The 26,944-nt window shown below is 35.5% G+C and carries 21 protein-coding genes and 1 pseudogene; 13 read left to right on the top strand and 9 right to left on the bottom strand.

Features of this window, described 5'->3' with window-relative positions; translation table 11 throughout:
* The first annotated feature begins 673 nt into the window (after positions 1-673).
* From EGX96_RS02885 to cydC, 7 genes are all read left to right on the top strand, one after another.
* On the top strand, positions 674-1,120 hold the full coding sequence (locus tag EGX96_RS02885; RefSeq protein ID WP_001037494.1) for a hypothetical protein: 447 nt from the start codon (positions 674-676) through the stop codon (positions 1,118-1,120).
* A 408-nt stretch (positions 1,121-1,528) separates the two neighbouring features.
* Positions 1,529-2,428: a prenyltransferase gene (locus EGX96_RS02880; RefSeq protein WP_000174552.1), complete on the top strand. Its 900-nt coding sequence runs from the start codon at positions 1,529-1,531 to the stop codon at positions 2,426-2,428.
* 12 nt (positions 2,429-2,440) lie between these two features.
* Complete coding sequence (locus EGX96_RS02875) at positions 2,441-3,649, top strand: NAD(P)/FAD-dependent oxidoreductase (protein ID WP_000659003.1); 1,209 nt, start codon at positions 2,441-2,443, stop codon at positions 3,647-3,649.
* Positions 3,650-3,751: 102 nt separating this feature from the next.
* Positions 3,752-5,179, top strand: a complete 1,428-nt coding sequence (locus EGX96_RS02870; RefSeq protein WP_000151499.1) for a cytochrome ubiquinol oxidase subunit I — start codon at positions 3,752-3,754, stop codon at positions 5,177-5,179.
* Complete coding sequence (cydB, locus tag EGX96_RS02865) at positions 5,180-6,199, top strand: cytochrome d ubiquinol oxidase subunit II (RefSeq protein ID WP_001275291.1); 1,020 nt, start codon at positions 5,180-5,182, stop codon at positions 6,197-6,199. It abuts the gene before it with no gap.
* Complete coding sequence (cydD, locus tag EGX96_RS02860; RefSeq protein ID WP_000884540.1) at positions 6,199-7,917, top strand: thiol reductant ABC exporter subunit CydD; 1,719 nt, start codon at positions 6,199-6,201, stop codon at positions 7,915-7,917. Before cydB ends, cydD begins: the two co-directional genes overlap by 1 nt.
* The gene (cydC, locus tag EGX96_RS02855) at positions 7,910-9,658 is read left to right on the top strand and encodes a thiol reductant ABC exporter subunit CydC (protein WP_000472825.1); all 1,749 of its coding nucleotides are present in this window, start codon (positions 7,910-7,912) and stop codon (positions 9,656-9,658) included. The genes cydD and cydC overlap by 8 nt, the downstream gene beginning before the upstream one ends.
* A gap of 84 nt (positions 9,659-9,742) precedes the next feature.
* Here cydC and EGX96_RS02850 read toward each other — a convergent pair whose 3' ends face one another.
* The 4 genes from EGX96_RS02850 to EGX96_RS02835 are packed head-to-tail and all read right to left on the bottom strand — an operon-like array spanning position 9,743 to position 14,100.
* Complete coding sequence (locus EGX96_RS02850) at positions 9,743-10,723, bottom strand: polyprenyl synthetase family protein (protein WP_000100665.1); 981 nt, start codon at positions 10,721-10,723, stop codon at positions 9,743-9,745.
* Between the two features lie 45 nt (positions 10,724-10,768).
* A complete protein-coding gene (locus tag EGX96_RS02845; protein WP_000771945.1) occupies positions 10,769-11,128 on the bottom strand; it encodes a hypothetical protein in 360 nt (119 codons plus the stop codon).
* A 3-nt stretch (positions 11,129-11,131) separates the two neighbouring features.
* A complete protein-coding gene (locus EGX96_RS02840) occupies positions 11,132-13,417 on the bottom strand; it encodes a Xaa-Pro dipeptidyl-peptidase (RefSeq protein ID WP_001270172.1) in 2,286 nt (761 codons plus the stop codon).
* 23 nt (positions 13,418-13,440) lie between these two features.
* Positions 13,441-14,100, bottom strand: a complete 660-nt coding sequence (locus tag EGX96_RS02835; RefSeq protein ID WP_001016380.1) for a Crp/Fnr family transcriptional regulator — start codon at positions 14,098-14,100, stop codon at positions 13,441-13,443.
* A gap of 156 nt (positions 14,101-14,256) precedes the next feature.
* Here EGX96_RS02835 and EGX96_RS02830 point away from each other — a divergent pair, with 156 nt between their 5' ends.
* The 3 genes from EGX96_RS02830 (at position 14,257) to gla (ending at position 16,945) form a co-directional block, all read left to right on the top strand.
* Positions 14,257-15,459: an MFS transporter gene (locus tag EGX96_RS02830; RefSeq protein WP_000389617.1), complete on the top strand. Its 1,203-nt coding sequence runs from the start codon at positions 14,257-14,259 to the stop codon at positions 15,457-15,459.
* A 17-nt stretch (positions 15,460-15,476) separates the two neighbouring features.
* Positions 15,477-15,929 (top strand): universal stress protein, encoded by a 453-nt coding sequence (locus EGX96_RS02825; RefSeq protein ID WP_000192462.1) that lies wholly within the window; start codon positions 15,477-15,479, stop codon positions 15,927-15,929.
* A gap of 167 nt (positions 15,930-16,096) precedes the next feature.
* On the top strand, positions 16,097-16,945 hold the full coding sequence (gla, locus tag EGX96_RS02820) for an aquaglyceroporin Gla (RefSeq protein ID WP_000570241.1): 849 nt from the start codon (positions 16,097-16,099) through the stop codon (positions 16,943-16,945).
* A 78-nt stretch (positions 16,946-17,023) separates the two neighbouring features.
* Here gla and EGX96_RS02815 read toward each other — a convergent pair whose 3' ends face one another.
* On the bottom strand, positions 17,024-17,920 hold the full coding sequence (locus tag EGX96_RS02815; RefSeq protein ID WP_001006190.1) for a sulfite exporter TauE/SafE family protein: 897 nt from the start codon (positions 17,918-17,920) through the stop codon (positions 17,024-17,026).
* Positions 17,921-18,044: 124 nt separating this feature from the next.
* Here EGX96_RS02815 and EGX96_RS02810 point away from each other — a divergent pair, with 124 nt between their 5' ends.
* Both EGX96_RS02810 and EGX96_RS02805 read left to right on the top strand, forming a co-directional pair.
* Positions 18,045-18,800 (top strand): CppA family protein, encoded by a 756-nt coding sequence (locus EGX96_RS02810; protein ID WP_000171839.1) that lies wholly within the window; start codon positions 18,045-18,047, stop codon positions 18,798-18,800.
* Positions 18,797-19,726, top strand: a complete 930-nt coding sequence (locus EGX96_RS02805) for a serine hydrolase domain-containing protein (protein WP_000598176.1) — start codon at positions 18,797-18,799, stop codon at positions 19,724-19,726. Before EGX96_RS02810 ends, EGX96_RS02805 begins: the two co-directional genes overlap by 4 nt.
* Before the next feature lie 34 nt (positions 19,727-19,760).
* Here the strand turns inward: EGX96_RS02805 and EGX96_RS02800 are convergent, their stop codons facing one another.
* Complete coding sequence (locus EGX96_RS02800; protein ID WP_000931877.1) at positions 19,761-20,135, bottom strand: pyridoxamine 5'-phosphate oxidase family protein; 375 nt, start codon at positions 20,133-20,135, stop codon at positions 19,761-19,763.
* Between the two features lie 100 nt (positions 20,136-20,235).
* On the bottom strand, positions 20,236-22,548 hold the full coding sequence (gene pflB, locus EGX96_RS02795) for a formate C-acetyltransferase (protein ID WP_000246708.1): 2,313 nt from the start codon (positions 22,546-22,548) through the stop codon (positions 20,236-20,238).
* Positions 22,549-22,732: 184 nt separating this feature from the next.
* Between pflB and dinB the strand changes: the two genes are divergently transcribed.
* On the top strand, positions 22,733-23,827 hold the full coding sequence (dinB, locus tag EGX96_RS02790; RefSeq protein WP_000904560.1) for a DNA polymerase IV: 1,095 nt from the start codon (positions 22,733-22,735) through the stop codon (positions 23,825-23,827).
* 70 nt (positions 23,828-23,897) lie between these two features.
* Here dinB and EGX96_RS02785 read toward each other — a convergent pair whose 3' ends face one another.
* The gene (locus EGX96_RS02785) at positions 23,898-24,380 is read right to left on the bottom strand and encodes a hypothetical protein (protein WP_000255475.1); all 483 of its coding nucleotides are present in this window, start codon (positions 24,378-24,380) and stop codon (positions 23,898-23,900) included.
* A 331-nt stretch (positions 24,381-24,711) separates the two neighbouring features.
* A pseudogene (gene recD2 / locus EGX96_RS02780) lies at positions 24,712-26,914 on the bottom strand (SF1B family DNA helicase RecD2); the annotation flags it as partial.
* Between the last annotated feature and the right edge of the window lie 30 nt (positions 26,915-26,944).

Raw genomic sequence — 26,944 nt, 5'->3', positions numbered from 1 at the left:
GTGGCAGCTATGTGTTTATGATTCATCTTATAGGGACGTCAGCTGATTAGTAAGAAGTAGGGTCAAAAAAATGCTCTCAAGTATCAGTAAGTACGAAAGATAAAAGCACGTTAAAGAAGAACAACTAGCTTACCTCAAAGAACATGAACAAGAAATTGTTGATGTTCTAAATCACAGAATGATAAGACAGAATCTGTTCAATTCGATTCGTCAAGTGTAAAGGTTGAACAGATTGGTAATAGGACACCTCAAGGTGGATGATATAATTTATCATTAACTGGAAAATTTAATAATAGGGACAATACGGAATTATCTGTTGATTTCTATATGGAACATGAAGAGAATGTGCCCACCATTAAGGGTATAGGAATGTTAAATCAATCTTGTATATATGAAGAAGGTGTTTGGCACATATTTGTAGGGATCATTATAATACACTAGGGCTAATTCCAAACTAGATGCAAATATAATTTATTCATTACTAGCTCAGAAGTAAAAGCCTTTATTCTACTTTTACTTTTGAGCTAGATACCAAATTTTTTGTTAGTGTATGATTTTATGGTTTCCTAAGAATGACTTAAGAATTATTTTATATTTAGTTTAACCTTACTTTATTTCTTGTTGTTATACTTAGTTCATAAAATAAATAACCCAAAAGAAAGAGGTAATTCTTATGAACAAACTTATTACAGAAAAAAAAGTCAACAACGTCTCAACTGCTAACTATTTGAAACTTGGTCTTGTCTCAGCAATGTTTGCTGGAGGAGCATTCGTAGCTCTTGGTTCTACACAAGGTGTTTCAGCTTCAACTTTCACAGCACCGCAAGCAACACCTCCAAAAGCAGAACGTCAGTTAACGGATTCAGAACTTTATGAACGTGCCCAAAAACAAGTATTGCCAAGATATATCCAAGGTTCTCTCTCAGGTATCCTTAACCAGCATTCAACACTTTACAAACAACAAAATGCAGCAGTGACACCGCAAGTATCAAGCCCCAAATCAGAACGTCAGTTAACAGATTCAGAAATCTATGAACGTGCTCAAAAACAAGTATTGCCAAATTATATTCAAGGTTCTCTCTCAGGTATCCTCAACCAACATTCAACTTTAAATGCTTAAATATATAAAGTAGATTAATGATTAAATAGTTAAGCTATTTAAAACAAATTGGAGCTAGTGTTACACTTTTCAAAGTGTAATACTAGTTTTTTTAGTATGCTGATGGCTCTTAGAGATCATACAGCTGATGAAAATACTAACTAAGCAGTGCAATCAGAGGACTTTCAAAGGCTGGTGCCAACATAAGGGATAGTTGAGGGTTGCAATACTATTTTTCCGAATATTACATGGCATAGTGTGATGAATAGGACTCCTCAAAATAGTATTTAGTGTTCTAAGTGTGATTAACTCATTTTAAGAAAAATTTTTTGTATTTTTAATCAAAAATCAAGCCCTATTGTTTTAAAAATGGTAGAAATTGCATTATAATAGTATTGTTGAAGATTATGTATAGAGAGGACTTTAATAATGACATTACCAATCTTTCTAGAGTTGGTAGAAATGAAAGCCAAAACAGCTAGTGTTTTACCATTTTTGATTGGTTTGTGTTTTAGTGCTTATTACTACAATTCAGTACACCCTGTATATGTCGGTTTATTCTTCGTTGCTATGTTTTTATTCAATATGTTCGTTGACATTTGGAATAATTACAATGATTATCGGAATGCTGTGGATTTGGATTATAAGAATGACACTAACATTATTGGTCGTGAGAACCTATCCCTACGCCAAATAGAAGTTATTATGGCAAGTTTAGTCATTACTTCTAGTATGATTGGTTTAGTTTTAGTTTCCCAAGTCGGTCTGCCTCTTTTATGGATGGGACTTTTTTGTTTTGGAATTGGTGTTTTATATTCCTTTGGTCCAAGACCTTTATCTAGTCTGCCCTTAGGAGAAGTATTTTCTGGCTTGACAATGGGATTTATGATTAGTTTAATTTGTGTATATCTAAACACTTATCAAAACTTTTCGTGGGATATCCTCAACTTAAGCAAAATTTTCTTGATTTCCTTGCCGAACACCTTATGGATTGCCAATCTAATGTTGGCGAATAATCTGTGCGACAAAGAAGAAGATGAAAAAAATCATCGCTATACCCTTGTACATTATACAGGGATAAGAGGTGGACTCTTGCTGTTTGCTATTTCTAATAGTATAGCTTTATTGGCAATTGTTTTTGAATTTCTTTTTGGACTTGCGCCTGTTACAGTACTCTTGAGTTTGTTATTAATACCATTTATTTATAAGCAGACAAAACTATTGTGGCAAAAACAGGTTAAGAGAGAAACATTTGTTTGTGCGGTACGTATTCTAGCACTGGGATCTGCAACCCAAGTCTTAACGTATCTAATTGGAATCATTTTTTAGAGGAGTTTTATCATGAAAGAAATCCTAGTTTTAGGTGCTGGTTATGCCGGTTTGAAAGCAGTTCGTAATTTACAAAAACAATCAGGTGATTTTCATATTACCCTTGTTGACATGAATGATTATCACTACGAAGCTACAGAATTACATGAAGTAGCTGCAGGCTCTCAGCCAAAAGAAAAAATTACATTCCCAATTAAGGATGTTATCAACACTAATAAGGTTAACTTCATGCAAGATGAGGTGCTTAGAGTCGATGCTGAAAATAAAACAGTAACAGTTAAAAATAACGGTGAACTCCATTATGATTATGTCGTAGTTGCCTTAGGCTTTGTATCTGAAACTTTTGGCATCAAGGGTGCTATGGAGAATGCTTTGCAGATGACCAATATTTCGCAAGCAGAAAACATCCATAATCACATTGTTAATACAATGAAGTTGTACCGTGAGACAAAAGATGAAAATCTTCTCAAACTCTTAGTATGTGGTGCTGGTTTTACAGGTATTGAGTTAGCCGGAGCTATGGTTGATGAGCGACCAAAATATGCTGCTTTAGCGGGTGTAAAACCTGAACAAATTGAAATTATTTGTGTAGAGGCAGCAACTCGCATCCTACCAATGTTTGATGATGAATTAGCGCAATATGGTGTCAACTTAATTAAGGATTTAGGTATTAATTTGATGCTTGGAAGTATGATTAAGGAAATCAAACCGGGTGAAGTTGTTTATGGTACTAGTAAAGAGGATGAAGAACTCAAATCTATTACCGCAGGTACTATCATTTGGACAACAGGTGTTAGTGGAAGTCCGGTTATGGGAGAATCAGGATTTGATCAACGTCGTGGACGTGTAATGGTCAACAGTGATTTGCGTGATCCAAAATACGATAATGTTTATGTTATCGGTGATGTGTCTGCATTTATGGACACTGAGTCTGGTCGCCCATTCCCAACAACAGCTCAAATTGCAACTCGTATGGGAGCTCATGTTGCTAAAAACCTTTTACATCAAATCAAAGGTGAAGCTACAGAAGACTTTTCGTATAGTCCGCAAGGCACAGTTGCTTCAGTAGGAAATACGCATGGACTTGGTGTTGTTGGAAAAACTAAAATTAAAAAATACCCTGCGTCGGTTATGAAGAAGATTATCATGAACAAATCACTTGTTGATATGGGTGGACTTAAAGAACTTCTAGCTAAGGGACGTTTTGATTTATATCATTAAGATATTAAAGTAAGTTATTTACCAATTGTTACGAAGCTAGGAAACTAGCTCTTGCAGATATTTCTATAAAAGAAATGATTAAAACAAAATAAGAGGTTTTGTATGACAATTGAAACTTTAGCTCGTTTTCAATTTGCGATGACTACAGTTTTCCACTTTTTCTTTGTACCATTTACAATTGGTACATGCCTAGTGGTTGCTATTATGGAGACAATGTATGTTATCACAAAAAATGAAGAGTATAAAAAATTGACAAAATTTTGGGGTAATATCATGCTCCTTAGTTTTGCGGTTGGTGTTGTGACAGGTATCATTCAAGAGTTCCAATTTGGAATGAACTGGTCAGACTATTCACGTTTCGTAGGTGATATTTTTGGAGCTCCATTGGCTATTGAAGCTTTATTAGCTTTCTTTATGGAATCTACTTTCCTTGGTTTATGGATGTTTACATGGGATAACAAAAAAATTAGTAAAAAATTACATGTGACATTCATTTGGCTAGTGGTTTTTGGCTCATTAATGTCAGCGATGTGGATTCTTACTGCTAATAGCTTCATGCAACATCCTGTTGGTTATGAAGTTGTAAACGGTAGAGCGCAAATGACTGATTTTCTTGCACTTGTAAAAAATCCACAGTTCTTCTATGAATTTACCCATGTTATTTTTGGTGCCATTACGATGGGTGGTACAGTGGTTGCTGGTATGTCAGCCTTCCGCCTCTTAAAATCAGAACAGCTGAAAGATACAACGGTTGAACTTTATAAGAAATCGGTTCGTATTGGTTTAGTAGTAGCACTTCTTGGTTCAATTTCAGTTATGGGAGTTGGGGATTTACAAATGAAAGCCTTGATTCACGATCAACCAATGAAATTTGCTGCTATGGAAGGTGATTATGAAGATTCGGGTGATCCTGCAGCTTGGAGTGTAGTTGCTTGGGCAAATGAAGCAGAACACAAACAAGTTTTTGGGATTAAGATTCCTTATATGTTGAGTATTTTATCTTACGGGAAACCATCTGGTTCTGTGAAAGGTATGGATACAGCTAATAAAGAATTGGTTGCTAAGTATGGTAAAGATAACTACTATCCAATGGTTAACCTACTTTTCTATGGTTTCCGTACAATGGCGGCGATGGGAACAGCTATTATGGGTGTTTCTGTTTTAGGACTCTTTTTAACTCGTAAGAAAAAACCAATTCTTTATAAACACAAATGGATGCTTTGGATTGTTGCTTTAACAACCTTTGCACCATTCTTAGCCAATACATTTGGTTGGATTGTGACAGAACAAGGACGATACCCTTGGACTGTCTATGGTCTTTTCAAGATTAAGGACTCTGTCTCTCCAAACGTTTCAGTTGCATCATTATTTGTTTCCAATACTGTGTATTTCTTGTTGTTTGGTGGTTTAGCGGTGATGATGATAAGCCTAACAATAAGAGAATTGAAGAAAGGGCCAGAGTATGAAGATGAACACGGACATCATGGTGCATATACTTCAATTGATCCCTTTGAGGAAGGAGCATACTAAATGAGTGCTTTACAATTCTTTTGGTTTTTCCTAATCGGCCTCCTATTTTCAGGATTCTTCTTCCTTGAAGGATTCGACTTTGGGGTTGGGATGGCTGTTCAAACTTTAACACATAATGAGCATGAAAAAGATCAAGTAGTAGAAACCATTGGCCCAGTTTGGGATGGTAATGAAGTTTGGCTTCTTACCGGTGGTGGAGCAATGTTTGCTTCTTTTCCATACTGGTATGCTTCACTATTTAGTGGTTACTATTTGATTCTCCTTACGATTCTCTTTGGATTAATTATTCGTGGTGTTTCCTTCGAATTTAGACATAAAGTTCCTGCAGAGAAAAAGCAGTTTTGGAACTGGACCTTAACAATTGGTTCCGCTATTGTTCCATTCTTCTTTGGGATTATGTTTATAAGTTTGATTCAAGGTATGCCACTTGATGCCAGTGGTAACTTATCAGCTCAATTCAGTGATTACTTTAATATATTCTCGTTGGTGGGTGGAGTTGCAATGGTATTGCTAGCCTATCTTCATGGTTTAAACTACATTGCATTGAAGACAGAAGGGCCAATTAGAGAGCGTGCCCGTAATTATGCTCAGTTGCTTTATTGGGTACTCTATCTTGGTTTAGCCTTGTTTGCAGTTCTCTTGTATTTCAAGACAGATTTCTTTAGCAATCATCCGATAGTTACGACAATTATGGTTTTGGTTATTGTTGTATTAGCTGTATTAGCGCATGCTTCAACTTTTAAAGGAGCAGAGATGACAGCATTTTTAGCGAGTGGTCTCAGTCTTGTTTCAGTGGTTGTTCTGTTGTTCCAAGGTCTATTCCCACGAGTTATGATTTCATCAATTAGCCCTAAATATGATTTGCTGATTCAAAATGCATCCTCAACGCCATATACTTTAAAAGTAATGTCGATTGTCGCAATTACTCTAGTTCCCTTTGTTCTAGCTTATACAGCATGGGCATATTATATCTTTAGAAAACGTATTACCTTGCCAGTGATTGTGACAGGAGAAAAATAATGCTAGATAAAGCGGTTATGCGCTTGTCAGGTATTCATAAGTTGTTAGGATTGCTTGCGGGACTTGATGTTCTTCAAGCAATCTTTATTATCGGACAAGCTTATTATTTGAGTCTTTCTATAACTGGTTTGTGGGAAGGGCAAAAACTTTCTTCTCAAACGGTTTATATTTTGTTATTTATGGTCTCATATTTAGGCCGTCATGTTATTGATTACATCAAAAATAGAAAACTTGATGACTTTTCAACAGCACAATCTAGTCTTTTGAGACGTCAATTATTAGATAAGTTATTTGATCTAGGTCCTAAAGTCGTTCAAGAACAAGGAACTGGTAATGTTGTTACAATGGCATTAGATGGCGTTTCTTTAGTTGAAAATTATTTACGTTTAGTCTTGAATAAGATGATTAACATGTCTATTATCCCATGGATTATTCTAGCTTATATTTTCTATTTAGATATTGAATCAGGTGCAATTTTACTTATCGTTTTTCCTTTAATTATCATCTTTATGATTATTTTAGGCTATGCGGCTCAAGCTAAAGCAGATAAACAATATGAATCCTATCAAGTACTTTCTAATCATTTTTTAGATTCATTACGAGGCATTGATACTCTCAAATATTTTGGTCTTAGTAAACGTTATGGTAAAAGCATTTATCAAACTAGTGAATCTTTTCGTAAAGCAACAATGAGTACTTTGAAAATTGGTATTTTATCAACGTTTGCTTTAGACTTTTTTACAACTTTATCCATTGCTATCGTTGCTGTTTTTCTAGGTTTACGATTATTAAATGAGCAGATTTACCTTTTACCGGCTTTAACAATTTTGATTTTATCCCCTGAATACTTTTTACCCGTAAGAGATTTTTCTAGTGATTATCATGCAACGTTAGACGGGAAAAATGCATTTCAAGCGATTCAAAAAGTTCTAAACAAAACTGGTATTAAAGGTGAGCAATTAGTCATAGATGATTGGTCTAAAGAGAGTCGTTTGGATTTAGAAAACATTGCTATTGCGTACGACCAAAAACGTGTTGTTGAGGATGTAACCTTACGATTTAGAGGACATCAAAAGGTTGCTTTAGTAGGAGTTAGTGGTTCAGGTAAGTCTAGCTTAATTAACCTTCTGAGTGGTTTTTTAGGGCCTGATAATGGTTCTTTAAAAGTGGATGGTAGAGAAGTGACTAACCTTGATCAAGAAGATTGGCATAAACAGATGATCTATATTCCTCAAACTCCTTATGTTTTTGAAATGTCATTACGTGATAATATTACCTTCTATACTCCCAATGCTAGTGACGAAGAGGTGGTAAGAGCGATTCATATGGTAGGTTTAGATAGCTTGCTAAGCGAGTTACCTGACGGTTTAGAAACGCGTATTGGTAATGGAGCGCGTCCGCTTAGTGGAGGACAAGCCCAGCGTATAGCTCTGGCTCGTGCTTTTCTTGATCAAAATCGTCGTATTATGGTTTTTGATGAACCAACTGCTCATTTAGATATTGAAACAGAGTTAGAATTAAAAGAGAAAATGTTGCCACTGATGTCAGATCGTTTAGTTATCTTTGCAACTCATCGTCTTCACTGGTTGAACCAAATGGATGTTATAGTCGTTATGGAGAAGGGGAGAGTTGCAGAAGTAGGCTCTTATCAGGAATTATTAGCTAAAAAAGGATATCTCTATCAACTGAAGCATGCTATGGGAGGAAATGATGTTTAAAATCCCTTTGTTTAAAGAATTAAAGACAGATCAATGGATAAAACCATTTTTCAAACAATATAAAGTTTCCTTAGTAATTGCTCTTTTCCTTGGTTTTATGACTTTCTTTTCTGCCAGTGCTCTTATGTTTAATTCGGGCTATCTGATTAGTAAGTCAGCTTCACTACCGAGTAATATTCTTCTAGTATATGTTCCAATTGTACTAACACGTGCTTTTGGCATTGGACGTCCTGTTTTTCGTTATATAGAACGCCTAACGAGTCACAATTGGGTATTACGAATGACTTCACAGCTGCGCTTGAAGCTTTACCATTCCTTAGAAAGCAATGCTATCTTTATGAAGCGTGATTTTCGTTTAGGAGATGTTATGGGGCTTTTAGCGGAGGATATTAATTATTTGCAAAATTTGTATCTTAGGACAATATTTCCAACGATTATAGCGTGGATATTATATAGCTTTATTATTATTGCAACAGGCTTCTTTTCTCTATGGTTTGCTTTAATGATGTTGCTTTATTTAGCTATTATGATTTTTCTTTTTCCACTTTGGTCGATTTTAGCTAATGGTGCTCGTCAGACTCGTGAAAAAGAATTAAAAAATCATCTTTATACTGATTTGACGGATAATGTCTTAGGTATTTCAGACTGGATTTTTAGTCAACGTGGTCAAGAGTACGTCGCCTTGCATGAGCGTTCGGAAAGTGAACTCATGGCTGTTCAGAAAAAAATTCGTTCCTTTGATAATCGTAGAGCTCTTATTGTGGAATTAGTTTTTGGCTTTCTAGCTATTTTGGTTATTATTTGGGCTAGTAATCAGTTTATTGGTCACAGAGGTGGCGAAGCTAACTGGATTGCAGCATTTGTTCTAACAGTATTTCCCTTGTCAGAGGCATTTGCTGGTTTGTCTGCTGCTGCTCAAGAAACAAATAAATATTCTGATTCAATTCATCGTCTTAATGAATTATCAGAAACGTATTTTGAAACAACTCAAAATCAGTTGCCTAATAAGCCATACGATTTTTCCGTCAAGAATTTAAGTTTCCAGTATAAGCCACAAGAGAAATGGGTTTTGCATCATTTAGATTTGGATATTAAAGAAGGAGAAAAAATTGCTATTTTAGGGCGTAGTGGTTCTGGCAAGAGTACCTTAGCCAGTCTACTTCGTGGCGACTTGAAAGCAAGTCAAGGGGAGATTACCCTAGGCGATGCTGATGTTTCAATAGTTGGTGATTGCATTTCTAACTATATTGGAGTGATACAACAAGCGCCCTACCTTTTTAATACAACCCTGCTAAATAACATTCGCATTGGAAACCAAGATGCTAGTGAAGAAGATGTATGGAAAGTTCTTGAACGAGTTGGATTGAAAGAGATGGTCACTGATTTATCAGATGGTCTCTATACAATGGTTGATGAAGCTGGACTTAGGTTTTCAGGTGGCGAAAGGCATAGAATTGCTTTGGCTAGAATCTTACTAAAAGATGTCCCAATTGTTATCTTAGATGAGCCAACTGTTGGACTTGATCCTATTACTGAACAAGCCTTACTAAGGGTATTTATGAAAGAATTGGAAGGTAAGACCTTAGTTTGGATTACACATCACTTAAAAGGTATTGAACATGCTGATCGTATCTTATTTATAGAAAATGGGCAATTAGAGTTGGAAGGTTCTCCTCAAGAATTGTCTCAAAGTAGCCAACGTTACCGTCAGCTGAAAGCCTCTGATGATGGTGATCTATGATGATTGATAGGTGCGATAAATAAATGATAATAAAAAAACATTCCCTAACTGCTTTTCTAGCATTGTGGAATGTTTTTTTATTATTTAAATTTTGCGTTTTAAAAGGTAATTAGTTAATTGTAGCAACTGTTTTTTTGCAGAGCTCTGGGGTAGCTTATTTATGTCACTAATAGCTTTTTCAGTAAATTTACGAGCTAGATGGCGAGCTTTGTCAACACCTCTATGGGAAACGACGAGATAAGCAATTTTTTCCATGTCTTCAGTAGCCATATCTGTTTTTTTATCTAAAATAGGTTTGAAAATATCAGGATTTTCTTCAATGGCAAGAAGTAGAGGAAGGCTGTAAATGCCTTGTGCTAAATCCTCTAAGACAGGCTTGTTAAATGTTTTTTTATCTGCAGTATAATCCAGGATATCATCCAAAATTTGGAATGTCATACCAATGTTAAAGCCGATATGGCCTGCTAGACGAACAACCTCCTTCTCTGCACCACCAAAGTAAGCTCCTTCTTTGCTAGCTAATTTAAAGAGTTCGGCTGTCTTACCTGAAATCGCACGTAAATAGTGATGGATACCTTGTTGTTGATTGTAACGAAGGTGCATCTGGTCCAATTCTCCCATGAGAATTTTACGCATAGATTTTGCATTAATCCTCATAAATGGTGTATCAGCCATAGATTCTAAAATAAGATCGAAAAAGACTGTGAAAAGTAAATCCCCAGTGTAAACTGCGATGTCTTTGCCAAACTTGCTTTGAATGGTCATATTTCCACGTCTTAGTGGTGAGTCATCAATGACATCATCATGGATTAATGTAGCAACGTGAAGGATTTCTAAAGAAGCAGCGATTTTCTTTAGTTGCTGAGTATCTTGATTCTCCTTATTACCAAGTTGAGAAAAAAGGTAAAAGAATGCTGGTCTGAGCTGTTTTCCTCCCGCAGCTGTGAGTTGGCTTAGCGCCGCTTCAATATCTTTATTTCTGACCTGTATTCTTTCTTGAATTAGTTGATTGGTTTCATCAATATTTTTTTTAAGTTCAGGATAGTTATTCCAATAAGATGACATTAATCAGTCTCCCTCGCGTTGCTTTGTCACTCCATTCTACCTTATTTATTGAAATATTGCTAGGGTATCGTTTAGAGCTTCGAGTTGAGTTTGGAGGAGACTCTTCCAATTATTTATAGCTATTAAATTGAGTGCAAAGTCAAAGTCCTTTAAATTAACCTGAATATAGAATTTTCGATTTAAATGAGCAATCATAAGGATGGAAGTATCAGTAGTATTGCCAAAATACCAGAAATAATTCGAACTTCCGGAACCTTGTAAATCATCAACAATAGTTGCAACAACCTGTGGAATGTTTTTATTATCATGGTCAAAAACTGCTCCGAAGTTACTCTCTTGTAATAAATTGATCTGGTACCAAAAGTGTTGAGAATCATCAAACCGTTCTTTAGTGAGAAGTTTCATAAGTTAATTTCCTTGATTAGTTGGGATAGTTAAATAAGATTGACTTAAATCTACTGTTATAGAGTAACTAGCATTATCTCGAATGGTATGTTCAAAATCAGTTGTATAAAGGATAATCCTTAGATTATCACCTTTACTCAATTGATATATACTTGGTTGGAGGCTAAACTCGATATCAAACCATTGTTCTGGCTCGATAGCCTCAATTGTAAGTAAGTCTGTACGATTTTGAAGGTTCAAGACACCTTTACTGATGACACGATAATGATCTTTAGTAAACGGGAGTTCACGTAAAGCTTCTCTGGCAAAATTTTTACCATTATCAAGGCTGTTTAAGAATTTGATGGTTGGTGTATCTTTGAATCGTTTTTTAGGACCATAGTCTAAGATTTGGGCTGATAAAATGGCCTTTTTGTCACTAGTTTTAACACGTAGATGGAGTTTGCACTGTCCATTCAGGAGATAATTTTTCTTTAGAGGAAGATTAATAGTGATTTGATTGGTTTTATTATTTCCCTTGAAAAGATCATTTTTGAACACATTGAAGTCTTTACAATAAGTATCAAAGGCTTCTTTGTCATAATGGTTATCAATAAGTTTTTTACTATCACCTAAACCAATTTGCTCTTGATGGTTTCCTCCGAAAGCATCTAAAACTTGCCAAGTTTGCTCAGTAGTATTATCTTGCCAAATGACCTCTTCTAATTGGAAATGATTGTCAATGCCAAGTAGTTCTTGGCTTAGTAAGGCATTCATGCTTTCACGAAAATCAATCGACTGCCAATTATGCATATACACATGTTGACCTTGATGTAAAAAAAGGTGTTTTTTGATGGTTTGAGGCAATGCATTGAAAACTTTATAGACATGTCTTGGCTTAACATTCCAATCCTGTAGTCCATGAGTGTAAACTACTCGACTTTTGACATTATTGACGTGAGTTAGGTAATTACGGTCATGCCAGTATTGGTTGTAATCCCCACTTTGACGGTCAATTGCTTTTGATTGTTCATTTAACAATGCTTGATAGCAATCGTTGTTTTTGATGTAATCACCAGCTAAGAGGTTTCGTGAGTATGTTAATTCTGTTAAAACGTCTAAATCTTCACCGGGGTAGCCGCCTGGACTACACACAAGCCCATTTTCTCGATAATAATCATACCATGTGGAGATTGCGGCTTCAGCGATAATGACTTTCAGCCCCTCAACGCCAGTTGTTGCTAAACCAGTTGACATGGTACCAAGATAAGATTTACCTGTGGTTGCTACAAGGCCATTTGACCAATTAGCCTTGACTTGTTTATCTCGTTTATGACTTGTGAATGCAGTAACCTTACCATTTAACCAATCAATGACTGCTTTAAAGCTTTGTATTTGTTGGTAATCCCCACTGGTCATGAAACCCGTAGAGCCAGCAGTACCCACACCTGAAACGTATATATTAGCAAAACCCCGAGAAAGAAAATAGTCATTGAGACTATAACTGTCAATGTGTGTGAAGCTTTCAGTTGCAGGGCTGATGGGTAATTTTGAAGGATGTTTTACTTCTTCTTTAAATGGTTTTGTGTCAACTTGTATGTGTTTAGGTTGTTTAACTGCTAGCGCACCCTCCATTTGGTATGTTTTTTGGTCTGCGGCAGGATCATTGATACCTTGATGATAGGGGCTAGCTGTCATCATCGTAGGGATAGTATGCTCGGTAGTGGGTCTGATAATGTTAACTTTTACTAAATCATGTTCACCACTAGACATAGTATCTAAGGATGTTTCAACATAGACAACTTCGCGAATCAATTGGTTAGTATTGAAAGTGGCCAGAGACTTCCCATTGAAAAAATGGTAGTGATTATCTGCATGAAGTAAACCATCAGCAACTAATTGGTCGATTAATGTATTGCCAGATTTTCCACGACAGGCGAGTAAGTGATGTAGACTTTGAAAAATATTGTCATATGAGACTGGGAAGTTAATATCTTGTAAGAATGCTTTAGGGTCTTTAAAGTCTACAAAAGGGATAAAGCCTAATAACTGTAAATAAATCCATTGTAAATTTTCTAGTGTTAAGTCACTATTTGATTTAAAAAAGGTTAGAGCATCGGTTTTTGCATCAACGATAAGGAGACTAAGAGCGTAATCAGTATCAGTTTGATTTAAAAAAGAATGTCTGAGAAAAGCTTCCAAATTAGCTTTATCAGAATTCTTTTTGTTTAATGGAAAACCTAGTCCTTTGAGCTCTTCAAAAGCTTCGTTAGGTTTAGTTGGAATGTAGCTGAATTGATTATAACGCATAATATATCCTTTCTATTGTTATATTAAAATACAATATGATCTTTTAATTTCTCAACATTTGTAATAATGATATGTTGTTTTTCAATACGAATAATATGATCGTCTTTTAGTTGTTTCAAAATGCGGCTCACGCTACTTCCTGTGGATATTCCGCAAAATTTACCAAGTTCTTCGTTCGTGATAACAAAATTAATATAGATATCACCGTTATCTCGTTCTTCACCAAACATCTTACTGAGGTCATATAATTGTGTGGAGATAGCACCAATTCGACCATTAGTGAGCATACATTGCATTTTTTTCATAGATTTTTCAAGGCGGTTATGATAGAAATCTTTCACATATCCTTGCAGTTCAATATCATTATTGATATCTTTTAGGAAGGTAGAGCGACGTACTTTGTAAAAGTGGGCAGTTTCGGATTCGATTCGAACGTTGTAAGGTTCTCCCATGTGTTGGGAGTAGTCTGTATTTAGGATAGAAGTGATTTCTAAGCCTGTCACATAACGCAGATTGAACTCAGTACCATATTTAGAGAGAACACTTTGTTTAACAATACCATCTTTTAGGATATAAGTATAGTCTTCTTCTAAACTTTCAAATGTAAGGTATTTATGGTAGTCTTTTTCGATAATTGGAAGATTATGACTATTAATGTAATTTTGTAAAATTTGATGATTCATGACTTCCTCCAAATGTTTTAGGTTTGATAGACCACCTTAACATTTGTTAATGCAGTCTGATACTAGCACTTATATTATACCATTGAAATATCGTATCTTCTAATATTTTTGTAAAATGTTTATGAAAATGAAATTGAAAAAAAGGAGCCATTTGCATTGGAAGACAAATTATTCAACAAACATTTTATAGGCATTACTATTTTAAACTTTATTGTTTATATGGTCTATTATTTGTTTACCGTTATCATAGCTTTTATTGCGACTAAAGAGTTAGGTGTTAGCACTAGCCAAGCAGGATTAGCAACGGGGATTTATATTGTAGGGACTTTGATTGCTCGTCTTATATTTGGCAAGCAATTAGAAGTTCTAGGACGTAAGTTAGTTTTACGTGGAGGGGCTATTTTTTACTTACTAACAACTTTAGCTTATTTTTATATGCCAAGTATCGGAGTAATGTATTTAGTTCGTTTCCTAAATGGTTTTGGTTATGGCGTCGTGTCAACAGCAACTAATACTATTGTAACAGCCTATATACCAGCTGATAAAAGAGGTGAGGGGATTAACTTTTACGGTCTATCAACAAGTTTAGCCGCAGCTATTGGTCCTTTTGTAGGAACATTTATGCTAGACAACCTTCATATTAACTTTAAAATGGTTATTGTATTATGTAGTATTTTAATTGCGATTGTAGTGTTGGGAGCATTTGTTTTCCCAGTCAAAAATATTACTTTAAATCCAGAACAGTTAGCTAAATCAAAATCATGGACTATTGATAGTTTCATTGAGAAAAAAGCAATTTTTATCACAATTATTGCATTTTTGATGGGTATCTCCTATGCTTCCGTGTTAGGTTTCCAAAAATTATATACAACAGAAATTAATTTGATGACAGTAGGAGCTTATTTCTTTATTGTTTATGCACTTGTCATCACTTTAACCAGACCATCTATGGGAAGATTAATGGACGCTAAGGGAGATAAGTGGGTGCTTTATCCAAGTTATCTGTTCTTAACTTTGGGACTTGCTTTATTAGGGAGTGCTATGGGAAGTGTTACCTACCTTCTATCAGGTGCTTTGATTGGTTTTGGTTATGGCACCTTTATGTCTTGTGGCCAAGCAGCATCAATCAAAGGTGTTGAGGAACATCGTTTCAATACAGCCATGTCAACTTACATGATAGGTCTTGATTTAGGGTTAGGTGCTGGACCTTACATTTTGGGACTTGTTAAAGATGGTTTTCTTGGAGCTGGTGTGCAATCCTTTAGAGAATTATTCTGGATAGCAGCGATTATTCCTGTTGTTTGTGGTATTCTATATTTCTTAAAATCATCTAGACAAGTTGAAACTAAAACTATATAAAAGGGAGGAATTAAGCTATGACACAAAAATATGAGCGTATTCTTATTGCTATTGATGGGTCTTACGAGTCAGAATTGGCGGTAGAAAAAGGGATAAATGTTGCTCTTCGTAATGATGCTGAATTACTGCTAACGCATGTTATAGATGCTCACGCTTACCAAAGTGAGGGAGTCTTTAGTGACTATGTTTTTGATAGGCAAGAACAAGAGTCAGCAGATGTGCTAGCCTATTTTGAGAAATTAGCACATTCAAAAGGCCTTACAAAGATTAAAAAAATTACTGAAATCGGAAATCCTAAGACTCTTTTGGCAAAGGATATCCCCATAAGGGAAAAAGCAGATTTAATTATGGTAGGCGCAACAGGATTAAACACTTTTGAAAGACTATTGATCGGCTCAACTTCAGAATACATTTTACGTCATTCGAAAGTTGATATGCTAGTCGTTCGTGATAGTAAGAAAACCTTATAAACTAAATAAAATAGAGTACTAGGTAGTCCGAACCTAGTACTCTATTTTTTATCAAATATATTTGGTTAAAAATTTTATTAATTTTATTTTGTGATAAGCTTTACAATATTAAGCTTACTTGGTAGAATGGTTAATGTTGTAAATATTTTTTTGGGAGGAAACAAGGATTGATCGAAATCACTTGGACTGTGAAGTATATCACAGAATTTATCGCAACCGCTTTTCTTATCATCTTAGGAAATGGGGCTGTAGCTAACGTTGACTTAAAAGGCACAAAAGGAAATAATTCAGGTTGGATTATTATTGCAATTGGTTATGGTTTAGGTGTTATGATGCCAGCGCTTATGTTTGGTAATGTCTCTGGAAACCATATTAACCCAGCTTTCACACTTGGATTGGCATTTTCAGGTCTTTTCCCTTGGGCACACGTTGGACAATACATTCTTGCACAAATTTTAGGAGCAATGTTTGGACAGTTAGTTGTCGTTATGGTTTATCAACCTTACTTTGTTAAGACAGAAAATCCAAATCATGTTCTTGGATCATTTTCAACTATTTCTGCATTAGATGATGGACAGAAATCAAGTCGTAAAGCGGCTTACATTAATGGTTTCTTAAATGAATTCGTTGGTTCTTTTGTTCTTTTCTTTGGAGCTTTGGCTTTAACGAAGAACTATTTTGGTGTAGAACTTGTTGGTAAACTTGTTCAAGCTGGTTATGACCAAACGACAGCAGCGACAAGGATTTCACCATACGTAACTGGTTCACTTGCTGTAGCTCACTTAGGTATTGGTTTCTTGGTAATGACTCTAGTTGCTTCTTTAGGTGGACCGACTGGACCTGCATTGAACCCTGCGCGTGACCTTGGTCCACGTATTGTTCACCGCTTATTACCAAAACAAATTCTTGGACAAGCTAAAGAAGATTCAAAATGGTGGTATGCATGGGTGCCAGTTTTAGCACCAATCGTAGCAAGTATACTCGCTGTAGCCTTGTTCAAACTATTATATCTTTAATAGTTAAAGAAAGATCGGTTTACCGGTCTTTTTTTGTTTTAAATATAAAAATCAGCCAGTCTTGCTAGCTGATTTCGTTTAATGATGACTTTTGGGCATAGTTTTTTTAAAGGAAGAACGTATTAACATTGCTCCAGTAAATAAAACAATACCTACAACCAGTGTTTTCAAGCTGTTAAGATCAAGGTTAGTTAAGAAGAGAACAGCGACAATAACGCCTAATATTCCCCCAGTAACCAGACCGGCAAAGCCGTTCCAATTAACACGACCACTCTTGATAAATTGTGTACTAGAAGCTGTCATTATCATAGCTGCATCTAGCATCATGACAGGCATAGCAACTGCAGGACTCAGTCCCATTAGGGAGAAGAAGATAAGTTCGGGAGCATAATTACCTAGTCCCATAGTCATTAATACACCAATAATAAAATTGAAGCCGATACCAACAAATAACCAAATGCCGTGTAGACCATGCACTGAATCTGAAATACCAGCGCCAGGGTTAGTGATCATACGATAGAGCATAATAATAGCAGCTGTGATGAGCAGTGTTCCTAGAATACGTTGAACAGTAGGAGCGTGCCAATTTTTAGTCATTTTAGCTCCAACAAAAGCCCCAATAAAAGCTGCACCAGCCATTGTTATTAGTGTTAAAGCCTCTACTTTTACAACAAAAATAAAACAGAGTGACTGCAACAAAACTGGAAGTACGTGTGCAGCTGTCATTGTTGCGGGTATCTTACGATCGTCTTCAACAAGCTTAGTTAGTTTAAAAAATGTGGTCGTTGTTGCAAAAGAGCCGATACCAAGAGTATCGAGAGCATCAGTTACAAAACCGATCCACAAACCAGTGAAAAATCGTTTGAAAGGATTTATTTTTTGAGACCTAATATGTCTAACAATCTGATAAAAAGTGATAATCATGGCGATAATCAGAATAAGCTGAATCCCATGTAATAGTAGTGTTTCATTCATAATATCCAGTCTACAAAAAAATAGTGAAACTGTCAATTTGACTTTATGGTATTGAGAGCACAAAGATTCTTGCTAAATTATCTAAAATTATCTAAAATAGACTAGACTGAACAAGGAGGAATTTATGACGTTATTTCATTCATTGACATTTAAACACCCAGTATTACGTGTTAATAATAGAGACTTGAATATTGCATTTTATCAGGAGTCTCTTGGATTTAAATTGATAAGTGAAGAAAATGCAATCGCAGTTTTCTCAGCATGGCAGAACAAAGAGGCTAGCTTTATTATTGAGGAATCCCCAACTTATCGTACTCGTGCGGTGAATGGTACTAAGAAGTTAGCAAAGATTATTGTTAAGTCTCAAGATGCAAAAGATATTGAAAAGCTTTTGGCAAATGGTGCGCAAGCCATTCAAGTATATCAAGGTCAAAATGGTTATGCCTATGAAACAGTTTCGCCCGAGGGAGACCTTTTCTTACTTCATGCTGAAGATGATTTGTCACAATTAGTGGCAATTGAGCGCCCAGAGTTAGAAAAAAAAGATGACACTACAGGTCTATCAAACTTTGCTTTCCAATCTATTAGTTTGAATGTACCTGATGCCGTGAAAGCTGAAGCTTTTTACGATAAAGTATTTGCTGGGAAGTTCCCAATTAATTTATCTTTCAAAGAAGCACAGGGACAAGATTTGCAAATTGCTCCAAATGAAACTTGGGATATTGAGATACTAGAATGCTGTGTTAATGAAGATACTAATTTAAATGACTTGAAATCAACTTTTGAATCATTGGGACTTGATGTTTACCTTGATTCTAAAGAAAAGATTTTAGTCATCTCTGACACTAGTAATATTGAGATTTGGATTTCAAAAGAATGATTAAAACTAATACTGTTTTAGAACTCATTAAGGAGCAAATCAAAGATAATCTTTATCATGGTGCAAGCTTAGCTATTTATGAAAATGGAGAGTGGCACGAACATTACTTGGGGACAATTGATGGCAATGAGAAAGTTAAAGCGGGATTGGTCTATGATCTAGCCAGTGTATCAAAAGTTGTCGGCGTGGGAACTTTACTAGCAAAGTTAGTTTATCAAGGGACTATTGATATTGATAAGCCATTAAGGTATTATTACCCTACGTTTCATCATCAGACGTTAACTGTAAGGCAATTAGCTACACATAGCAGTGGAATTGACCCTTTTATTCCAAATCGTGATCAGTTGAATGCTACTCAGCTGAAAGATGCCATTAATCATATCAAGGTTTTGGAAGATAAATCGTTTAAATACACTGATATTAATTTTCTTTTACTTGGTTTTATGTTAGAAGAGGTATTAGGGGATAGTTTGGATAAACTTTTCAAACGTTATATTTTCACTCCTTTTCAGATGAAAGAAACCTCTTTTGGTCCTAGAGTAGAAGCTGTTCCAACTGTAGCCGGTATTAACGATGGTATTGTACACGATCCTAAAGCTAAGGTATTAGGAAAGCATACTGGTTCTGCAGGTTTATTTTCAACTATTGATGATTTACAAAGATTTTCTATTCATTATTTAAAAGATGATTTTGCGAAGCCTTTGTGGAATAATTATAGTTTGAGTAAATCAAGATCATTAGCTTGGGATATAGATAAGGATTGGATAAACCATACTGGTTATACTGGTCCTTTTATTGCACTAAATTATCAAAAGCAGGCAGCAGCTATTTTTTTGACAAACAGAACCTTTTCCTATGATGACCGTCCACTTTGGATTAAGAAACGACGACATGTACAAGAGGCGATAACATCGTACTTTGAATAAAAAACTTCTCCTAGAATTTTCTAGGAGAAGTTTTTTATAAAAGTTGGATAACATTTATGGGAGTTACTTCCAATACTTTACGCAGAAAAGGGTATTTTTCTTTAACAATTTCAAAATCGCTTCCTGCTTCTAATAGCTTAGCAGTTCCTTCAATTCTAAAGCCTGTACCTTGATAACCATCACGACCCTCGACTTCACGGCTGCCCAGAGTCATAATAATTTTAGAATTATTATTGAGATCATTTTCAAGATGAGTCATTCCTGCTGCAGGAGCTAATATACGCTGGTCATCTGTAATAGTCAGGTAGCTATTCCAAGTGTTTGTAACGTGAGGAGCTAATTCGATCCAGCTTGTTATCGAAACGACACCCTCATATTTTAGAACTTGAAGAAATTTGTGATTTAACATTAGGCCCCTCCTTGAGGTTATATAAAGAAGTAATTAGTACTATTGATAATATAGATAAAAGTAGGTTTGATATAATCAAACCTACTTCATCGAATACAAACTAGTTAGTTAATGCATCGTCCATTGAAAGTACTTCATGGAAGACACGTTGTGTCAACTCAGTTTTTTGCTCAGGAGTTAGATATTTAGTATTGACACAGTAACCTGAGATACGAACGATAACATCTTCACCATTCATAATCTTGTCATAGACATCTTTAAGGTCCATGACATTCAAGTTAACGTGTTGACCACCGTTTTCAAAGTAACCATCAAGGACTGTTACCAAGTTATCAACTTGTTCATCAAATGTTTTACCAAGAGCGCGTGGAGAAACTTGAGTTGTCAATGAAATACCATCATTTGCATGAGCGAAATCAAGTTTAGAAAGTGAATTCAAGTTTTGTAACCAGCCACCTTTAGCTTTGTTAGAAGGGTTAGCACCTGGTGAGAAGAATTCTACTTTAGAAAGGTTTACACTACCATCTTCATTGAGATATACTCCTTTATGTACCGGTGAGTTACCAGTTTGTTTAGAGTAAGCAACGTTTGATGTGATTGTAAGAAGAGAAACAGTTGCTTCAGCATCTTTGTAAAGTTTGTGTTTAGCAAGGCGTCCATGGAAGGCTTCAAGTAACCATTCAGCGATTGAGTCAACACGATCATCATCTTCACCATAACGTGGGAAGTCACCAACTGTTTCGTAGTCGTAGATGTAACCATCTTCGTCACGGATTGGTTTAACAGTAGCGTATTTAATCGCAGATAATGAATCGACAGTATTTGCAAAACCACAGATACCAAATCCCATATTAGCACGTACATGTGAAGGTAAGAATGCCATTTGTACAGCTTCATAGTTGTATTTATCAGTCATGTAGTGGATGATATTCATCGCATCAACATAAGTATCAGTCAACCAGTCAAGAGATTTTTCAAAGTTAGCTTTTACAGTGTCAAAGTTGAGTACTTCGTCACGAATTGGGTCGATGTCAAATACTTTGTAATCTTTATGAACATCATCATAACCACCGTTAAGACCAGTAAGAAGTGCTTTCATAACGTTAACACGAGCACCAAAATATTGAAGGTTGTGACGTTTGTCTTCGTTTTCTGGATCAAGTGGAGATACACAACATGAAATACATGACATTTCACCGTAGCCTTCTTTAGCCATTGTTGATACACCTTCATATTGGATTGAAGAGTGTTTATGACTCATTGACATACAGTAGCGACGGAAAGCATATGGTAATTGATCTGACCAAAGAACAGTTAAGTTTGGTTCTGGTGAGTTACCGATATTGTCAAGTGTATTTAAGAAACGATAGTCCATTTTGGTAACACGATGACGTCCATCAGCTCCCATACCTGCCATTGAAGTTGTGATAAAGGTTGGGTCACCTGAGTAAAGGGCATCATAAGCTTTAGTACGAGCAAATTTTACAGTACGGAGTTTAAGGACAAAATCATCAACAAATTCTTGGATTTCTGATTCTGTGAATGTACCGCGAGCGAGGTCACGTTCTGCAAAGATATCAAGGACAATAGGAACACGTCCAAGTGATGTTGCAGCACCATTGATAACACGACATACAGCCATGAAAGCAATGTTCACCCATTGAATGGCTTCTTTAGTGTTCATGGCTGGTTTACGAACATCTACGCCGTAAAGGTCACCAAGTTTTACAACTTCACCAAGAGCTTGGTATTGAAGGTTGATTTCTTCACGAAGACGAATTGACTCTTCATCAATATCATTCAATGCATTCCAGTCATTAACTTTTTCTTGCATCAAGTAGTCAGCACCGTAAACAGCTAGACGAGCATATACACCAATGATACGTCCGCGTGAATAAGCGTCTGGAAGACCAGTAACAGTGTGTGCATGGCGAGCACGACGAATGTTAGAAGTATAAGCGCGGAAGATACCATCATTTACTGTTGTAGCGTACTTAGTGAAGATTTCGTGAACAGCTGGATCAGGTTCATAACCATTTTCTTTAAGTGTAGTTTCCGCCATACGGATACCACCTTTAGGCATGAAGTTCAATTTGAAAAGCTCGTCGTTTTGAATACCAAAGATAAGCTCGTTATCTTTGTCGATAAAACCAGCTGGTAATTCAGAAATTGAAGCAACACGAGTATCCATTGGGAAGCGAGTTTCTTCATAGTGAGCTTTTGTTTCTTCAATCACTTTTTTGATGTGAAGTGAACGTTCAGTTGCTCCAGCTAAGAAGCTTTCATCTCCATCGTAAGGTGCATAGTTTGCTTGAACGAAGCGAGCAATACTTGCTTTTTCTTTCCAATCAACACCTTTAAAGCCTTCCCAAGCTTGTTCAAAGATATCTGTGTTTGTTTTAACTGTTGCCATAGTTTTCTCCTTAAACATTGTGACAGATTTAATTTTGTTTACATATCCATTTTAGGAAAAAGTAAACGTTTTCGCAAGCATATTTCTTGACAAAATTATGATTCTTTTATAATACAGTTTTTTTAATCTGTATCATTAAGTTGTAATCTGTTATAATGGAGTAGAGAGAATGGGGGAGAGAACAATGTTAATTTTTCCTTTAATAAATGATACGTCGCGTAAAATTATCCACATTGATATGGATGCTTTTTTTGCATCTGTGGAAGAGCGTGACAATCCCTCTCTTAAAGGAAAGCCTGTTATTATTGGTTCTGATCCCAGAAAAACCGGCGGCAGAGGGGTTGTTTCTACTTGTAATTATGAGGCTCGAAAGTTTGGAGTTCATTCAGCTATGTCTTCAAAAGAAGCGTATGAACGATGCCCTCAAGCTATCTTTATTTCGGGAAATTACCAAAAATATCGCCAAGTAGGAATGGAAGTACGAGATATATTTAAAAAGTATACGGATTTGGTTGAACCGATGAGTATAGACGAAGCTTATTTAGATGTAACTGAAAATAAAATGGGAATAAAATCAGCTGTTAAACTTGCTAAAATGATACAATACGATATTTGGAATGATGTCCATTTGACCTGTTCAGCGGGTATTTCCTACAATAAATTTTTGGCAAAATTGGCTTCTGACTTTGAGAAACCAAAAGGACTTACCCTCATCCTACCAGATCAAGCTCAAGATTTCTTGAAGCCCTTACCAATAGAGAAATTTCATGGTGTTGGTAAACGCTCCGTCGAAAAATTACATGCTTTAGGGGTTTATACTGGTGAGGACCTCCTTTCCTTATCTGAAATTTCTTTAATTGATATGTTTGGTCGTTTCGGGTATGACCTTTATCGTAAGGCAAGAGGGATTAATGCTTCCCCGGTAAAACCTGATAGAGTTCGTAAATCAATAGGAAGTGAGAAAACCTATGGGAAATTACTATATAACGAAGCAGATATCAAAGCTGAGATTTCAAAGAACGTTCAGAGAGTTGTTGCTTCTCTGGAGAAAAATAAGAAAGTTGGTAAGACAATCGTTTTAAAAGTTAGATATGCGGATTTTGAAACATTGACGAAACGTATGACATTAGAAGAGTATACTCAAGATTTTCAAATCATTGATCAAGTTGCTAAAGCGATATTTGATACCTTAGAAGAGTCAGTTTTTGGCATACGACTCTTAGGTGTTACAGTAACGACCCTGGAAAATGAACATGAAGCTATCTATTTAGATTTTTAAAAGTTGGGACGATGACTATATTTAACTCTCTTTGAAAAGAAAAAAGCACTAGATTCTAGTGCTTTTACTTTTAGTTAGTCTCTTCAAGATCACGTTCGTTGAGTTTTTGTGCTTTTTGATAAGCATGGAAATAAAGAAGACCGAAAATAGCTTGGAAGACGATATTTATAGCTATTGCCCATGGTGCTTTAGTAGTTAGAAAACCCAAAATAACAAGTCCTACAGTAATGGCGAAGCCAAGGTAATAAGGAAGGTAATTAACCATTTGATTTCTTTTAATTGCTCTTAAATTTTTAATACAGAAAATAACAATGGCAATGTTGACTAATACTATTAAAGCAGTGACAAATAGCATAAATGGTGTTGTGGCGCTCAAGACTGCTTCGATATGTTCTTTAGGAAGATTACCTGTGTTCCCTTTATTAATTTCAGTTTTGGCTAGCTGCACTGAAATTCCTGTAAACAATCTGAATACTAAAGACAAACTATTTAATACAATGATAGTGATTGTAGCTGTGCGCAGAGAGCGGCGGACTTTTTCATATGAAACCATAATATCTCCTTTTTCTAAATAAACCTTAATAAAAGTATTAAATTTGAACTACGTTCTTAATACAATGATATTATAACATATTTGGAAGAGTTTTCAAGATTTTATGAAAAAATTTATTTACTATCAAAAATTGCACTTATATCTTGTTGATTAATACCAATCATTGGATCGATTGTTAAATAATTTTCTTCAGTTAGGCGATAAGTTATTTTTGAAAGATTAGTCTGCTCAATTGGTGTTGCTGTTTTTGGAATGGACGTATTAATTATTGTGTTGTCAATCTTTTGATCTATTGAGCTATCTTCAATTTTTTGAGAATTAGCTATTTCTTGCTTGTTTTCAAATCTTTCTATCAGATAAGTATTGCGCTTTGCCCCCTCGTTTTTAACAGCGAAATCAAATGCACCAATTTCTCCTAAAAGTATTAGTTTACTTTTAGATCTCGTAATAGCTGTATAAATAAGGTTTCGCTGTAACATTCGACCACTCTGTCTCGTTATTGGCAGAATAACAACTTGAAATTCAGAACCCTGTGATTTATGAATACTCATAGCATAGGCTAGTGTTATTTTAAGCCATTCTTTGCGTTGATAGATAACTTCTTGACCGTCAAAAGTCATATAAATCTCATCTTGCTTGCTCTCAGTATATTTGGCTGGTATAAGGTCCGTTATGTAACCAATATCCCCATTAAAAACATTAAGCTCTGTATCGTTGACTAAATGTAACACTTTATCTCCTATTCGGAAATTTATATCATTAAAAGTAAATTGGTTATTATCTTTTAATGGATTGAGGAGATTTTGCATGATAAGGTTAAGATTATTAATACCTGCTTGGCCGCGATACATAGGAGCTAAAATTTGAATTTCATGAGCTTCAATACCGCTCTTAAGTGCAGATTGAACAATTTTAGAAATCATATTTGGGATGATATTAGCAGATGCTTCAAAGTATGAGCGATCGGCTTTTTTAGCTGTAAAGTCCTCTGGCAAAAAGCCCTGTCTCATTTGATTAGCTAAAGTCACAATAGTTGATTCTTCTGATTGTCTAAAAATCTTTTCAAGTTTAACGTGTGGAAGTGCATTTATATTTAAAAGATCTGCTAGAACTTGTCCTGGACCTACAGACGGTAATTGATCACTATCTCCGACAATAATAACTTGTGTGTGCGAGTCCAAAGCGTCAAATAATTGATTAGCAAGCCAAGTGTCAACCATTGAAAATTCATCAATGATAATTAAGGAACAATCTAGATAGTCATCTAGACTTTGATAGTCACTATCTCCGTTTAATCCCAAATGCCTATGAATAGTAGCACTCGGTAAACCGGTAAGTTCATTCATGCGTCTAGCAGCACGACCTGTAGGAGCAGCAAGTACAATAGGAATATCATTTTTGTTTAAATCAATATGATGTAACTCGGAATAGGCTTCAATAATACCATTTATAACTGTTGTTTTACCTGTTCCTGGGCCACCAGTCAAGATAAATACCTTACTTAGTAAAGCTTCTCTAATAGCTTTTTCTTGGATATTATCGTAGTGGATATTTAAAGATTTTTGAATATCTCTGATTTCACGGTCAATATCTTTGTGATTTAGTTGTTTATCAAGAGGCTGATTTAGTATTCGTTGTAAGTTTTTTTTGATGCCTTCTTCGGCAAAAAATAGAGTATTACTAAAAATTTTAGTTCCAATATGTTGCACTTTATCTTCTGCAATTAAATTTGTCAATTCCTTAGCAACAATTGAAGGATCTAGTTCGATTTGACGAGCTTCTTCAAGGAGAGTAATGGTTTTTTCCAAGAGAGTACGAGCCTCAATATAGGTATCTCCTTGCTCCATAGAAGACTCAACTAAAGTATGAATAATAGCAGCACGAAAGCGTTTAGGAGAATCACTTTCAATACCGACTTGTTCAGCAAGTTGGTCAGCTATTTTAAAACCGATACCTTGGATATCCTCAACAAGTTGATAAGGATTTTCGTTTATCACTTCAAGTGATTCTTCTTTATAGTGATCAAATATTTGAATAGCAGCACGATTGCTTAACCCATATTCAGCGAGTTTAGCTAAAACTTGCTCTGTTCCATAATTGAGTTTCAGTTTAGCGATGAATGCTTCTCTATTAATTTTTGATAGTCCTGAGATTGTACTTAACTGTTCAGGGGATTCAAGGATTTTATCAATGGTATTATCTCCATAGAGTTCTACGATGCGTTGGGCAGTCTTTTTACCAATTCCTTTAAATTGTTCGCTAGAAAAGTATTTCACAAGGCCACCTGAAGTAGGCTTGGCTCTTTCATAGCGTACACTTTGTAGTTGCTCGCCGTATTTTGGATGTTGGGTTAGTGTTCCCCAAAAAGTATATTCTTCTCCCTCTATAACGTCGGCCATAGTACCAGTAATAATTACTTCTACATCATCAAAATCGCTATCCGTATCTTCGATTTCCAGAAGTAATATTTTAAAAAAATTGCTGGCATTTTCAAATATAATGCGTTCAATGGTTCCTGTAAAAAATACTTCCATTGTACCTTCCTTTTTAATAAACAGTTAAAG

Origin of the sequence: Streptococcus sp. FDAARGOS_520, assembly GCF_003812685.1 — a bacterium.
Lineage (GTDB): Bacteria > Bacillota > Bacilli > Lactobacillales > Streptococcaceae > Streptococcus > Streptococcus agalactiae.
The sequence above is the reverse complement of the archived record's forward strand: the minus strand, read 5'-3'. Positions and strand labels throughout refer to the sequence as shown.